Origin of the sequence: Streptomyces botrytidirepellens (assembly GCF_003721215.1) — a bacterium.
GTDB lineage: Bacteria > Actinomycetota > Actinomycetes > Streptomycetales > Streptomycetaceae > Streptomyces > Streptomyces himastatinicus.
In genome coordinates this window covers 1-13,452 of sequence record NZ_RIBZ01000248.1, presented here as the reverse complement: position 1 = coordinate 13,452, position 13,452 = coordinate 1, and the positions used below count along the sequence as shown (strand labels likewise).

Here is a 13,452-nt window from a genome sequence, read left to right as displayed (position 1 = left end):
CGGCCCCGGAACCGACAGCATCGGTTCCGGGGCCGGGCCTTATTCCGTACGCCTCAGTGCACGTCGGCCATGAGCGCCACGACCTTCTTGCGGTACATGAAGACCGCGATGCCCGCGAGGGCCGCCGCCGTCGCCTCCAGCGCGATGACGCCCGGACCGCTCAGGTCGACCCCGGCGATGGACAGCAGCCCCGTGACGCAGTCGCCGGCGGTGACGGCGAGGAACCACACGCCCATCATCTGGCTGGCGTACTTCGCGGGCGCCATCTTGGTCGTCACCGACAGGCCGACCGGCGAGACGCACAGCTCGCCCATGGTCTGGATCATGTAGATCGACACCAGCCACAGCGGGCTGACCTTCGTCCCGTCCCCGGCCGCCTGCATCGGCAGCACGAAGACGAAGAACGACAGGCCGATCATGACCAGGCCGAAGGCGAACTTCAGCGTGGTGTTCGGCTCCCGGTCGCTCCGTGCGAGCCACAGCCACAGCCAGGCGAAGACCGGGGCCAGCGCCATGATCATCAGCGGGTTCACCGACTGGAACCACGAGGACGGGAAGTCCAGACCGAAGATCGTGGTCGCGGTCTTGGTGTCGGCGAAGGCGGCCATCGTGGAGCCGCCCTGGTCGTAGATCATCCAGAACACGGCCGCAGCCGCGAAGAACCAGATGTAGCCGCTGACCTTGGTCTGCTCGACCTCCGACAGCTCCTTGTCGCGCTTGATCCGCACCAGCACCCCGATCGGGATGATCAGGCCGAGCAGGGTGATCGGGACCAGCGCCCAGTTGAGCGTCCACTGACCGCTGACCACCACGCCGGTGTAGAAGACGGCGGTGATGGCCGTCCAGAGCAGGCCCTTGCGCACCCAGGACCGGCGCTCCTCGGCCACCAGCGGCGTCGGCACGGTGCTGCTCTCGGGGCTGAGGTGGCGGGTGCCGATCAGGAACTGGACCAGGCCCAGCGCCATGCCGAGCGCCGCGAGCGCGAAGCCCAGGTGCCAGTTGTACGACTGGCCGACGGTGCCGATCACCAGCGGGGCGGCGAAGGCGCCGAGGTTGATGCCGATGTAGAAGATGGTGAAGCCGCCGTCGCGGCGAGGGTCCTGCGGTCCGTCGTAGAGCTGGCCGACCATCGTGGAGATGTTGGCCTTGATGAGACCGGAGCCGAGCGCCACCAGCGCGAGGCCGACGAAGAAGGTCGGCTCGCCGGGGACGGACAGTGCCAGGTGCCCGGCCATCACGATCCCGGACGCCACCACGACCGTCTTCCGCGGTCCCCAGACCCGGTCGCCGAACCAGCCGCCCGGCATGGCCAGCAGATAGACCATGGCCAGATAGACCGAGTAGATGGCCACCGCGTTGCCCTCGGTCATGCCGAGGCCGCCGCCCTGACCGCCGTCCTTGGCGTCCGGGCCGCCGGAGATCAGATAGACGACGAGGAGCGCTCTCATGCCGTAGAAGCTGAAGCGCTCCCACATTTCGATCATGAAGAGCGTGGCGAGGCCGCGCGGGTGGCCGAAGAAGGTCTTGCCACCGCTGGCAGGGAAATCCTGCGCGGTCGCGCCCTTCGACATGCTGGACGCCATGTGGGGGTTCCTTACAAGGACTCAGGGGTGCACTGCCGCGCGTCGACACGCGTAGAAGCGCCCGTGGGGGTGGCTGAGCGCCGGGCGGCCCGGCTCCGTCCGTTCCGCTGACTCCCGATGTCCGGACCCGGGCATGAGAGAGACCTTCGGCGCGTCGAACCCACCAAAGGTCCCGGAGGAGTGCTACAGACGTTGTTTCACCATACGACACGCACTTGACACTCTTGGGTGAGACATAGATCACGGAAGGGCGTGCACCCGGTCGTGCTCCCGGCGTCCTCACCTGCGCGCCCCGTGCGTGAACCCCGGCGGACTACCATCACCTCATGACCCGAGTTTTGCTCGCCGAGGATGACGCATCGATCTCGGAACCGCTCGCCCGCGCCCTGCGCCGTGAGGGGTACGAGGTGGAGGTGCGGGAGGACGGACCCACCGCGCTCGACGCCGGTCTGCAAGGAGGCGTCGATCTGCTCGTCCTCGACCTCGGGCTGCCCGGGATGGACGGACTGGAGGTCTGTCGCCGGCTGCGCACCGAGGGCCACGGCTTCCCGGTGCTGGTGCTCACCGCCCGCGCCGACGAGGTGGACACCGTGGTCGGCCTGGACGCCGGGGCCGACGACTACGTCACCAAGCCCTTCCGCCTCGCCGAGCTGCTCGCCCGCGTCCGGGCCCTGCTGCGCCGCGGCGCCGTCGAGACCCAGGCGCAGGCGCCCGCCACCCACGGGGTCCGCATCGACGTGGAGTCGCACCGCGCGTGGATGGGCGATGAGGAGCTCCAGCTGACCGCGAAGGAGTTCGACCTGCTGCGGGTCCTGGTGCGTGACGCCGGCCGCGTCGTCACCCGCGACCAGCTGATGCGCGAGGTGTGGGACACCACCTGGTGGTCCTCCACCAAGACGCTCGACATGCACATCTCCTGGCTCCGCAAGAAGCTCGGGGACGACGCCGCCAACCCCCGCTATATCGCCACCGTCCGGGGTGTCGGCTTCAGGTTCGAGAAAAGCTGACGGGGGCTGACACGGTAGGACCATGCGCCGTCGTTTGATCAACTCCACGCTCGCCGTGGTGCTCGTCGTCATCGCCGTCTTCGGCGTCTCGCTGGTCATCGTCGAGACCCGGACCATCGAGAACAGCGCCCAGGAGAGCGTCAGCTCGGACGCGGTGCGGCTCGTCAGCATCGTGGACAGCAGGCTGCTGGGCGGCGAGGGCGTCTCCCACAAGGTGCTGCGCGAGCAGATCGAACCCGGGCGCTACGCCCTGATCACCATCCCGAGCCACCCGGACGTCGAGATCGGCAAGCGTCCCGAAGGCAGCGTCATCTCCTCCGAGGAGCACGGCGAACAGGGCGAGACGGTACGGGTCGAGGCGTCCCGTACGACGGTGAGCCGCGAGATCGGCCGCACCATGCTGATCATCCTGGCGGTGGCGCTGCTCGCGGTCCTCGCCGCCGTCTTCCTCGCCGTACGGCAGGCGCACCGGCTCTCCGCGCCGCTCACCGACCTCGCCGAGACCGCCGAGCGGCTGGGCTCCGGCGACCCGCGGCCGCGCCACCGCCGCTACGGGGTGCCCGAACTGGACCGGGTCGCCGACGTCCTGGACGCGAGCGCCGAACGCATCGCCCGGATGCTCACCGCCGAGCGGCGGCTCGCGGCCGACGCCTCGCACCAGCTGCGGACGCCGCTGACCGCGCTGTCCATGCGGCTGGAGGAGATCACGCTCACCGACGACCCGGAGACCGTCAAGGAGGAGGCGTCGATCGCCCTGGGCCAGGTCGAGCGGCTCACCGACGTCGTCCAGCGGCTGCTGACGAACTCGCGCGACCCGCGCAGCGGCTCCGCCGTCGCCTTCGACCTGGACGAGGTCGTCAAGCAGCAGATCGAGGAGTGGCGCCCGGCCTCCCGCAGCGAGGGGCGCGCCATCGTGCGCTCCGGCAAGAAGGGGCTGCGGGCGGTCGGTACCCCGGGCGCCGTCGCGCAGGTNAGGGGCTGCGGGCGGTCGGTACCCCGGGCGCCGTCGCGCAGGTGCTCGCGACGCTCATCGAGAACTCGCTGATGCACGGCGACGGTACGGTCGCCCTGCGCACCCGGGTCACCGGCAACCAGGCGGTCGTCGAGGTCACCGACGAGGGCCCGGGCGTACCGCCCGACCTCGGCGCGCGGGTCTTCGAGCGGACCGTCAGCGGACGGAACTCCACCGGGCTCGGCCTCGCGGTCGCCCGCGACCTGGCGGAGGCGGACGGGGGGCGGCTGGAGCTGCTCCAGCCCCATCCGCCGGTGTTCGCGCTGTTCCTGAGCCGCGTGGCGGACGACATCCGCCCGTCGTAGGGCCCTACTTGCGGATCGGCTGCTTGTCGTTGCGGCGGGCGGTCCGGGCGGGCGGCTCCTCCGCGAGGATCGCCTCGGCGCTCTCCACCGGCTCCCGCGCGGGCATCGCCCGGAACACCCAGGTCCGGTAGGACCAGAAGCGGAAGAGGGTGCCGATGCCGATGCCGAGGAACTTGAAGACGTTGCTCGCGAGCGAGCTGTCCCAGCCGAAGCCGTACGTCGCCGTGTAGAGCACCCCGTTCTCGATGATCAGCCCGATCGCGCTGAACAGGAGGAACAGGCTGAGCTCCTTGGTGCGCCCCTGCTTGTCCCGGTCGCGGTAGGTGAAGTACCGATAGCCCAGGTAGTTGAAGCAGGTCGCGACCACCGTCGCCACGATGCTGGCCCGCACCACCGGCAGCTCGGTGAGGCTGCGGACCAGATTGAAGACGGCGAGATTGACGAAGACGCCGGCGCCGCCGACCACCCCGAACTTCGCGATCTCCCGGGCGAGCCGCCCCACCTGGGTGCTCAGCCCGCCGAGCATGCGTCGTTCACTCATGGTGATCGTTCAGCCCCGTTTCGTCATCATCGACAACATCTCCCCATGCTAACCAGCGGCGGGGACGCTCGCCCGGAGGCCGCGAACACAAGTCCGGTCCGCATATCTGGAGGATCATCCAAGTGCAGGTCAGGGGCGGTGGTGGCGAGAAGTTACCCTTGGAGGGTGACATTTCCGGTAGTCGGCATGGTCGGCGGCGGCCAGCTCGCCCGCATGACCCACGAGGCGGGTATCCCCCTCGGCATCAGGTTCAAGCTGCTCAGTGACACCCCTCAGGACTCGGCGGCCCAAGTCGTCAGCGATGTCGTCATCGGCGACTACCGCGACTTGGAGACGCTTCGTGCGTTCGCACAAGGCTGTGATGTGGTCACGTTCGACCACGAGCACGTCCCGGCCGAGCATCTGCGCGCGCTCGAGGCGGACGGCGTCGTCATCCGCCCCGGCATCGAGGCCCTCCTGCACGCGCAGGACAAGGGCGTGATGCGGGAGCGGCTGCGCGAGGCCGGGGTGCCGTGCCCCCGCCACCGCATCGTCGCCGACCCGGAGGACGTGGCGCGCTTCGCGGAAGAGGGCGACGGCTTCCCCGTCGTCCTCAAGACCGTGCGCGGCGGCTACGACGGCAAGGGCGTGTGGGTCGTCCGCAGCGCGGAGGACGCCGCCGACCCGTTCCGGGCCGGGGTCCCCGTCCTCGCCGAGGAACTGGTCGACTTTGCGCGCGAGCTGGCCGCCAACGTCGTGCGCTCCCCGCACGGCCAGGCCGTCGCCTACCCCGTCGTGGAGTCGATACAGGTGAACGGCGTCTGCGACACCGTCATCGCCCCCGCCCCCGGTCTCTCCGAGGCGCTCTCCGCCCAGGCCCAGGAGCTGGCGCTGAAGATCGCGGCGGAGCTGGGTGTGGTCGGCCACCTCGCCGTCGAACTGTTCGAGACCAAGGACGGCCGCATCCTCGTCAACGAGCTGGCGATGCGCCCCCACAACTCCGGCCACTGGACCCAGGACGGCGCCGTCACCTCCCAGTTCGCCAACCATGTGCGCGCGGTCCTCGACCTGCCGCTCGGCGCGCCGAACACCCGGGCGAAGTGGACCGTGATGACCAACGTCCTCGGCGGCGACTACCCCGACATGTACGCGGCGTACCTCCACTGCATGGCCCGCGACCCCGCGCTGAAGATCCACATGTACGGCAAGGGCGTGAAGCCCGGCCGCAAGGTCGGCCACGTCAACACCTACGGCGACGACCTGGCCGACGTCCGCGAGCGCGGCCGACACGCCGCCGACTACCTCCGAGGGACCATCACCGAATGAGCGCTCCTGTGCCCGCGATCGGCATCGTCATGGGCTCCGACTCCGACTGGCCGGTCATGGAAGAAGCCGCCAAGGCCCTCGACGAGTTCGAGATCCCGTACGAGGTGGACGTCGTCTCGGCGCACCGGATGCCGCGCGAGATGGTCGCGTACGGCGAGAACGCCGCCCCGCGCGGCCTCAAGGCCATCATCGCGGGCGCCGGCGGCGCCGCCCACCTCCCGGGCATGCTCGCCTCGGTCACCCCGCTGCCGGTGATCGGCGTGCCGGTCCCGCTGAAGTACCTGGACGGCATGGACTCGCTCCTGTCGATCGTCCAGATGCCGGCGGGCGTCCCCGTCGCCACCGTCTCCATCGGCGGCGCCCGTAACGCGGGCCTCCTCGCCGCCCGCATCCTGGCCGCCCACGACGCGGAGCTCCAGGGGCGGATGCGGGAGTTCCAGGACGAGCTGAACGAACAGGCCACGGAAAAGGGCAAGCGCCTCCGAGCCAAGGTGGACGGCCCCCCGTCCTTCGGCTTCGCCCACCGCTGACGGCCGGCGCGGTTCAGTCCCCACCCCGCCCCTTCCCGAACCTGGGGCGCAGCCCCAGCCCCCGTTCGGAGGCTCCGCCCCCAAACCCCCGCCGGGGCTGCGCCCTGGGCCCGTTGGGGCTGTGCCCCCTGCCCCTGCCGGGGGTTCCGCCCCTGGCCCCGGCTGGGCTGCGCCCCTGGCCCCTGGTTGGGGCTGTGCACCCCCAGCCCCGTCGGCCCGCTTCGCGGGAGCCTCGCCCCCGCACCCCTGCCGGGGCTCCGCCCCGCCCCCGTTAGGGGCTCCGCCCCGCCCCCGTTAGGGGCTCCGCCCCCAAACCCCCGCTGGGGCTGTGCCTCCTGGCCCCTGCTGGGACTGCGTCCCCTGCCCCTTCCGGGGCTCCGCCTCTGGACCCGGCTGGGCTGCGCCCCTGGCCCCTGGTTGGGGCTGTGCGCCCCCGGCCCCGTCGGGGCTCCGTCCCAGCCTGCTTCGCGGGGCCTCGCCCCTGCACCCCCTGCCAGGTTCCGCCCCCGCCCCCGTTAGGGGCTCCGCCCCCAAACCCCCGCCGGGGCTGTGCCCCCTGCCCCTGCCGGGGCTCCGCCCCTGGACCCGGCTGGGCTGCGCCCCGGCCCCCGGGGCTTGTGCCCCGGCTTCCGCTGGGCCTCGCCCTAGACCCCGGCGGCTGTGCTCCGGCCCCGGGCGCCCGCTCCGGCGCGCTGGGATGTCGTAGCCCGCTCCGGTGTGTGAGGTGCGAGCTGGCGATACCTCCGCTCCGGCCCTGCGGGTCCGGGGCGGAGGCGTCCAGCCCCGGCCCTTCCGGGGGCCGAGGTGCGGAGGCGCGCGCCCCTCAGCCGCTCTGGCAACCTCACCCTCTCCGGCGCGGGGCGGGTGCTGGACCGGGGCAGCCCGTGGCCCCACCCCCGCCCCGGTCGGTCGTTCCCAGTCCCGGTCGGCCAATCCCAGCCCCCTGGGGGCACCTCCCAGCGGTAGCTGGGGGAGTTTGAGGAGCGGGGGCCGGGGCGGAGCCCCGGTTCGGGGAGGGGCGGGGTGGGGACAGGGCCACCGCGAGGCGTTGCGTACCCGTGACTTCGGCTGCCGTGCGTATGAAAATGCCCGGATGACCGATCACCTCGCGTACGCCCGTGAACTGCTGTCCGCCCACCCTGTCGTGGACGGCCACAACGACCTCCCCTGGGCCCTGCGCGAGCAGGTCCGCTACGACCTCGACCAACTCGACATCGCCACCGACCAACGGCAGCGCACCCACACCGACATCCCCCGCCTCCGCGAGGGCGGCGTCGGCGCCCAGTTCTGGTCGGTGTTCGTGCGCTCGGACTTCAGCGGGGACACGGCCGTCAGCGCCACCCTCGAACAGATCGACGTCGTGCGCCGTTTGACCGAGCGTTACCCCGACGACCTCCGGCTGTCGCTCACCGCCGACGACATGGAGGCGGCCCGCGCCGAGGGCCGGATCGCGTCGCTGATGGGCGCCGAGGGCGGCCACAGCATCAACTGCTCCCTCGCGACCCTCCGCGCCCTGTACGACCTCGGGGTGCGCTACATGACGCTCACCCACAACGACAACATCCCCTGGGCGGACTCGGCGACGGACGAGCCGCGGGCGCACGGCCTGACCCGCTTCGGCGAGGAGGTCGTCCGCGAGATGAACCGTCTGGGGATGCTGGTCGACCTCTCCCACGTGTCGGCGGACACGATGCGCGACGCGCTCCGGGTGACCGAGGCGCCGGTCGTGTTCTCGCACTCCTCCGCCCGCGCGGTCTGCGACCATCCACGCAACATCCCGGACGATGTCCTGGCCGCGCTCAAGGAGAACGCCGGGGTGGCGATGGCCACGTTCGTACCGAAGTTCGTGCTGCCGGAGGCGGTCGACTGGACGAAGGCGGCGGACGACAACATGCGCGCGCACGGGCTGCATCCGCTGGAGCTGACGGAGGCCGCGAAGAAGGTGCAGCGCGCCTTCGAGGAGGCCCATCCGCGGCCGGTGGCGACGGCGGCCACCGTCGCCGACCACCTCGACCACATGCGCGAGGTGGCGGGCGTGGACCACATCGGCATCGGCGGCGACTTCGACGGCACCGCGTTCACCCCGTCCGGCCTGGACGACGTCGCGGGCTACCCGAACCTCATCGCGGAGCTGCTCGACCGCCGCTGGTCCGAGGCCGAACTCGCCAAGCTGACCTGGCAGAACGCCGTCCGGGTGCTGCGCGAAGCCGAGGCCGCGGCGCGCGGGCTGCGCGCGGTCCGGGGGCCGTCCATCGCGACCATCGACCAGCTGGACGGCGCCCCCGACGCCTGACCCACGCGGGCCACCGCCCGCCCCCGCGTGAGCCACCAACGCCCCCTTTACCGGGGCTTGGTGGCTTTGCGATGTGTTGATGCATCGTTCACGTAATTCGCCTCTTCCCCGTCTCCGGCGGAGCGAGAGAGTCATCAGCGGTCTGACGATCTCTCACGCATAGAAACGGGAAAGAGGCGTTATGCCCGACTTCACCCGCCGTAGACTCCTTGGTGCCGCCGCCGGTTCGCTGGGCGCGGGCGCGGCCATGACGCTCCTGCCGCCGAGCGTGCAGCAGGCGATAGCCGCCGGCCCGCCGCAGGGCGGCTCGCTCGACGACATCGAGCACGTCGTCCTGCTGATGCAGGAAAACCGCTCGTTCGACCACTACTTCGGCACCCTCAAGGGAGTGCGCGGGTTCGCCGACCCGGACGCCCTGACCCTCTCCACCGGCAAGTCGGTCTTCCACCAGCCGGACGAGGAGAACCCGGACGGCTACCTCCTCCCGTTCCACCTGGACACCCACTCCACGAGCGCCCAGGCCATCCCCTCCACCAGCCACGCCTGGTCGGTGCAGCACGAGGCGTGGAACGACGGCGCCATGGACAAGTGGCTCCCGGCCCACCGCAAGGCCGACGGCGAGAACGGGCCGTACGTCATGGGCTACCACACCCGTGAGGACATCCCGTTCCAGTTCGCCCTGGCCGAGGCGTTCACCGTCTGCGACAACTACTACTGCTCGGTCTTCGGCCCCACTTGGCCCAACCGGCTGTACTGGATGACGGGCACCATCGACCCCGCCGGGGTCAAGGGCGGCCCGGTCCTGGAGAACAAGGCGCCCCAGCCGTACCGCTGGACGACGTACGCCGAGCGCCTCCAGAAGGCGGGCATCAGCTGGAAGGTCTACCAGGAGGAGGACAACTACGGCTGCAACCTCCTGGAGGAGTTCCAGCAGTTCCAGGACGCCAGGCCGGGCGACCCGCTGTACGACCGTGGCATGGTGCACAGCCCCGCCGGGACGTTCGAGGAGGACGCCCGCAACGACCGGCTGCCGACCGTCTCGTGGATCATCCCGACCGCCGAGGTCTCCGAGCATCCGGACTACCTCCCGGCGGCCGGTGCCGACTACGTGGCCTCCAAGATCGAGGCCATCGCGTCCAACCCGGACGTGTGGCGCAAGACCGTCTTCATCCTCAACTACGACGAGAACGACGGCCTGTTCGACCACGTGCCGCCGCCCACCCCGAAGGCCGGGACCGTGGACGAGTTCGTGGGCGGCCTGCCCATCGGCGGCGGCTTCCGGGTGCCCTGCCTCATCGTCTCGCCGTGGACGGTGGGCGGCTGGGCCGCGGGCGAGGCGTTCGACCACACGTCGGTGCTCCAGTTCCTGGAGCGGCTGACCGGGGTCGAGGAGCCCAACATCAGCGAGTGGCGCCGCCGTACGTTCGGCGACCTCACCTCCGCCTTCGGCTTCGGCGACGCCGCGCCGAAGCCGCCGAAGCTGCCGGATGACACCGCCGAGCAACTGGAGAAGGCCAAGGAGGACGTGGAGAACCTCCCCAAGCCCACGCTCCCGGGTGCCGATCAGACCCCGCCGAAGCAGGAGACGGGCAGCCGTCCCCGCCGCTGACCCCTGGCTCCCGCCTCTCCGCTCCTACCGGGCACCCTCCGGTGGGAGCGGCGGGCTTCAAGGGGTCAGGGGCGGATCAGGCAGAAGGGGTGGCCCGCCGGGTCGGCGAAGACGCGGAAGTCCCGCTTTCCGCCGTCGTCGTCGAGGTCCAGCGCCTTCGCCCCCAGCGCCAGCACCTGCTCCTGCGCCTCTGCCATGTCGGGCACGTCCAGATCGAGGTGCAGCTGCTGCGACTCCTTCGCCGACGGCCAGCTCGGCGCGACGTAGCCGGGCGCCTCCTGGAAGGCCAGCCGCGCCCCGCCGGGCAGGTGGAGGTCGACCCACGGCTTGCCTTCGTTCTTGATCTCACCGCCCAGTACCTGCTGGTAGAAGCGGGCGAGCGCGGTGGGATCGGGGCAGTCGACGGCGATGACGTTCAGCGTGGCGATGGCCATGGCTCCTCCTCGGGTCCCGGCCCGGGTTACCGCCCCGGGCCGGGCAAAACGGGGGGAGGCTCACGCCATGGGGCGGCCCAGGGCGCGGTAGGTCCAGCCCGCGTCGCGCCAGTAGTCGGGGTCGAGGGCGTTACGGCCGTCCAGGATGCGGCGCTCGGCGACCATCTCGCCCAGGCCCACCGGGTCCAGCTCGCGGAACTCGCGCCACTCGGTCAGGTGCAGCACGGCGTGGGCGCCCCGGGCCGCCTCCGGGGCGCTCGGGGCGTAGGCGAGGGTCGGGAAGAGGGCGCGGGCGTTGTCCATGCCCTTGGGGTCGAAGACGGTCACCTGGGCGCCCTGGAGCTGTATCTGCCCGGCCACGTTGAGCGCGGGGGAGTCCCGTACGTCGTCGGAGTCCGGCTTGAACGTGGCGCCCAGGACCGCCACCCGCTTGCCGAGGAAGCTGCCGCCGACCGCCTCGCGGGCCAGCTCGACCATGTGGCCGCGCCGCCGCATGTTGATCGAGTCGATCTCGCGGAGGAAGGTCAGGGCCTGGTCCGCGCCGAGTTCACCGGCACGGGCCATGAAGGCGCGGAGGTCCTTGGGCAGACAGCCGCCGCCGAAGCCGATCCCGGCCCGCAGGAACTTGCTTCCGATCCGCTCGTCGTAGCCGATGGCCTCGGCGAGCTTGACCACGTCGCCGCCCGCCGCCTCGCACACCTCGGCCATGGCGTTGATGAACGAGATCTTCGTGGCGAGGAAGGAGTTCGCCGAGCTCTTCACCAGCTCGGCGGTCGGGAAGTCGGTCACCACGAACGGCGACCCCTCCGCGATCGGCGTCGCGTACACATCCCGCAGCACCTTCTCGGACCGGTCGCTGGTGACCCCGACCACGATCCGGTCCGGGTGCAGCGTGTCCTCGACGGCGAAGCCCTCGCGCAGGAACTCCGGGTTCCACGCGAGCTCGGCGTCCGCACCGGCGGGGGCCAGCTCGGCGAGCCGCGCCGCGAGCCGGTCCGCGCTGCCGACCGGGACGGTGGACTTGCCGACGACCAGCGCCGGGCGGTGCAGATACGGGGCGAGCGATTCCACGGCGTTGTCGACGTACCGCATGTCACACGCGTACTCGCCGTGCTTCTGCGGGGTGTTCACGCAGATGAAGTGGACGTCGCCGAACTGCCCGGCCTCCTCGTAGGAGCTGGTGAAGCGCAGCCGCCCGGTCGCGCCCTCGACGCCCGCCACATGCCGCTTCAGCAGATCTTCCAGACCTGGTTCGTACATGGGCACCCGGCCCTCCGAGAGCATCGCGATCTTCTCGGGCACGATGTCCAGGCCCAGCACCTCGAAGCCCAGCTCGGCCATGGCCGCGGCGTGCGTCGCGCCCAGGTAGCCGGTGCCGATCACGGTGATCTTGAGGGCCATGTGGTGCTCCAGAAGCGTCGGTCTCAGATGCGCTGCCTGAGCATAGTCGGCGCCCCCGACAGGGCTCAGCGGCATCTTGTCGGGAAGCTCACGTACAGGGCACGTATACGAGGAGACGCGGCGGCCCTAGAATTCAGTTACTTAACGGTAGTTAGCACAGTAGGCAGCACCACAGGGGAGTGAGAAGACCTTGGCGTCCTCGGGAAACGCAGACTTCGACCTGTACCGGCCGTCCGAGGAGCACGACATGCTCCGCGATTCGGTCCGCTCGCTCGCCGAGGCGAAAATAGCCCCCTTCGCGGCCGAGGTCGACGAGGAGGCCCGCTTCCCCCAGGAAGCGCTGGACTCCCTGGTGGCCAGTGATCTGCACGCGGTGCACGTGCCCGAGTCGTACGGCGGCGCCGGTGCCGACGCGCTCGCGACCGTGATCGTCATCGAGGAGGTCGCCCGGGTGTGCGCCTCCTCCTCCCTGATCCCCGCGGTCAACAAGCTGGGCTCGCTGCCGGTCATCCTGTCCGGCTCCGAGGAGCTGAAGAAGAAGTACCTGGGCCCGCTCGCCAAGGGCGACGCGATGTTCTCGTACTGTCTCTCCGAGCCCGACGCGGGCTCCGACGCGGCCGGTATGAAGACCAAGGCGGTGCGCGACGGCGACTCTTTCGTGCTCAACGGCGTGAAGCGCTGGATCACCAACGCCGGGGTCTCCGACTACTACACGGTGATGGCCGTCACGGACCCCGAGAAGCGGTCCAAGGGCATCTCCGCCTTCGTCGTGGAGAAGGCAGACGAGGGCGTGTCCTTCGGCGCTCCCGAGAAGAAGCTCGGCATCAAGGGCTCGCCGACGCGTGAGGTATATCTCGACAACGTCCGCATCCCCGCCGATCGCATGATCGGCGCCGAGGGCACCGGCTTCGCCACCGCCATGAAGACCCTCGACCACACCCGCATCACCATCGCCGCCCAGGCCCTCGGCATCGCCCAGGGCGCCCTGGACTACGCAAAGGGCTATGTCCAGGAGCGCAAGCAGTTCGGCAAGCCGATCGCCGACTTCCAGGGCATCCAGTTCATGCTCGCCGACATGGCCATGAAGATCTCGGCCGCGCGCGCCCTGACCTACCAGGCGGCCGCCGCCTCCGAGCGCGTCGACGCCGACCTCACCTTCCAGGGCGCCGCCGCCAAGTGCTTCGCCTCGGACGTGGCGATGGAGGTCACCACGGACGCCGTCCAGCTCCTCGGCGGCTACGGCTACACCCGCGACTACCCGGTCGAGCGCATGATGCGCGACGCCAAGATCACCCAGATCTACGAAGGTACGAACCAGGTCCAGCGTGTCGTCATGGCGCGCAACCTGCCGTAGGGCTCGTGGCGGAGGGCGGGGCATCGCGCGCGACGCGATGCCCCGCCCTCCGTCGTGTCCGCTGCTCAGTGGCGCGGA

At 70.7% G+C, this 13,452-nt stretch carries 10 protein-coding genes and 1 pseudogene; 7 read left to right on the top strand and 4 right to left on the bottom strand.

Going from position 1 to position 13,452, the window contains the following annotated elements; all coding sequences use genetic code 11:
* Nucleotides 1–53: 53 nt before the first annotated feature.
* Nucleotides 54–1,583: a peptide MFS transporter gene (locus EEJ42_RS19605; RefSeq protein ID WP_123101302.1), complete on the bottom strand. Its 1,530-nt coding sequence runs from the start codon at nt 1,581–1,583 to the stop codon at nt 54–56.
* Between the two features lie 326 nt (nt 1,584–1,909).
* Here EEJ42_RS19605 and EEJ42_RS19600 point away from each other — a divergent pair, with 326 nt between their 5' ends.
* Both EEJ42_RS19600 and EEJ42_RS19595 read left to right on the top strand, forming a co-directional pair.
* Nucleotides 1,910–2,590 carry a response regulator transcription factor gene (locus tag EEJ42_RS19600; protein ID WP_123101300.1) on the top strand — a complete coding sequence of 227 codons (681 nt, stop codon included), beginning with the start codon at nt 1,910–1,912 and terminating at the stop codon, nt 2,588–2,590.
* A 22-nt stretch (nt 2,591–2,612) separates the two neighbouring features.
* A pseudogene (locus tag EEJ42_RS19595) lies at nt 2,613–3,907 on the top strand (ATP-binding protein).
* Nucleotides 3,908–3,911: 4 nt separating this feature from the next.
* On the opposite strand, the gene EEJ42_RS19590 reads toward EEJ42_RS19595, so the two are convergent.
* Complete coding sequence (locus tag EEJ42_RS19590) at nt 3,912–4,448, bottom strand: GtrA family protein (RefSeq protein WP_123101298.1); 537 nt, start codon at nt 4,446–4,448, stop codon at nt 3,912–3,914.
* A 165-nt stretch (nt 4,449–4,613) separates the two neighbouring features.
* Between EEJ42_RS19590 and EEJ42_RS19585 the strand changes: the two genes are divergently transcribed.
* The 4 genes from EEJ42_RS19585 (at nt 4,614) to EEJ42_RS19570 (ending at nt 10,185) form a co-directional block, all read left to right on the top strand.
* Entirely contained in the window at nt 4,614–5,753 is a 1,140-nt protein-coding gene (locus EEJ42_RS19585) for a 5-(carboxyamino)imidazole ribonucleotide synthase (RefSeq protein ID WP_123101296.1), read from the top strand.
* Nucleotides 5,750–6,283: a 5-(carboxyamino)imidazole ribonucleotide mutase gene (gene purE, locus EEJ42_RS19580; protein ID WP_123101294.1), complete on the top strand. Its 534-nt coding sequence runs from the start codon at nt 5,750–5,752 to the stop codon at nt 6,281–6,283. Before EEJ42_RS19585 ends, purE begins: the two co-directional genes overlap by 4 nt.
* Nucleotides 6,284–7,376: 1,093 nt before the next feature.
* Nucleotides 7,377–8,576: a dipeptidase gene (locus EEJ42_RS19575; protein WP_123101292.1), complete on the top strand. Its 1,200-nt coding sequence runs from the start codon at nt 7,377–7,379 to the stop codon at nt 8,574–8,576.
* Nucleotides 8,577–8,757: 181 nt separating this feature from the next.
* On the top strand, nt 8,758–10,185 hold the full coding sequence (locus EEJ42_RS19570; protein ID WP_123101290.1) for an alkaline phosphatase family protein: 1,428 nt from the start codon (nt 8,758–8,760) through the stop codon (nt 10,183–10,185).
* A gap of 65 nt (nt 10,186–10,250) precedes the next feature.
* Here EEJ42_RS19570 and EEJ42_RS19565 read toward each other — a convergent pair whose 3' ends face one another.
* A complete protein-coding gene (locus EEJ42_RS19565) occupies nt 10,251–10,619 on the bottom strand; it encodes a VOC family protein (protein ID WP_123101288.1) in 369 nt (122 codons plus the stop codon).
* A gap of 60 nt (nt 10,620–10,679) precedes the next feature.
* Entirely contained in the window at nt 10,680–12,020 is a 1,341-nt protein-coding gene (locus EEJ42_RS19560; RefSeq protein WP_123101286.1) for a UDP-glucose dehydrogenase family protein, read from the bottom strand.
* 190 nt (nt 12,021–12,210) lie between these two features.
* On the opposite strand from EEJ42_RS19560, the gene EEJ42_RS19555 reads away from it, so the two are divergent.
* Entirely contained in the window at nt 12,211–13,374 is a 1,164-nt protein-coding gene (locus EEJ42_RS19555) for an acyl-CoA dehydrogenase (RefSeq protein ID WP_281291473.1), read from the top strand.
* Nucleotides 13,375–13,452 lie beyond the last annotated feature (78 nt).

Bases quoted from the DNA above. Each gene is read 5' to 3' on its own strand.
- EEJ42_RS19605 (WP_123101302.1), bottom strand. From the start codon at position 1,583: ATGGCGTCCAGCATGTCGAAGGGCGCGACCGCGCAGGATTTCCCTGCC.
- EEJ42_RS19600 (WP_123101300.1), top strand. From the start codon at position 1,910: ATGACCCGAGTTTTGCTCGCCGAGGATGACGCATCGATCTCGGAACCG.
- EEJ42_RS19590 (WP_123101298.1), bottom strand. From the start codon at position 4,448: ATGAGTGAACGACGCATGCTCGGCGGGCTGAGCACCCAGGTGGGGCGG.
- purE (WP_123101294.1), top strand. From the start codon at position 5,750: ATGAGCGCTCCTGTGCCCGCGATCGGCATCGTCATGGGCTCCGACTCC.
- EEJ42_RS19575 (WP_123101292.1), top strand. From the start codon at position 7,377: ATGACCGATCACCTCGCGTACGCCCGTGAACTGCTGTCCGCCCACCCT.
- EEJ42_RS19570 (WP_123101290.1), top strand. From the start codon at position 8,758: ATGCCCGACTTCACCCGCCGTAGACTCCTTGGTGCCGCCGCCGGTTCG.
- EEJ42_RS19565 (WP_123101288.1), bottom strand. From the start codon at position 10,619: ATGGCCATCGCCACGCTGAACGTCATCGCCGTCGACTGCCCCGATCCC.
- EEJ42_RS19560 (WP_123101286.1), bottom strand. From the start codon at position 12,020: ATGGCCCTCAAGATCACCGTGATCGGCACCGGCTACCTGGGCGCGACG.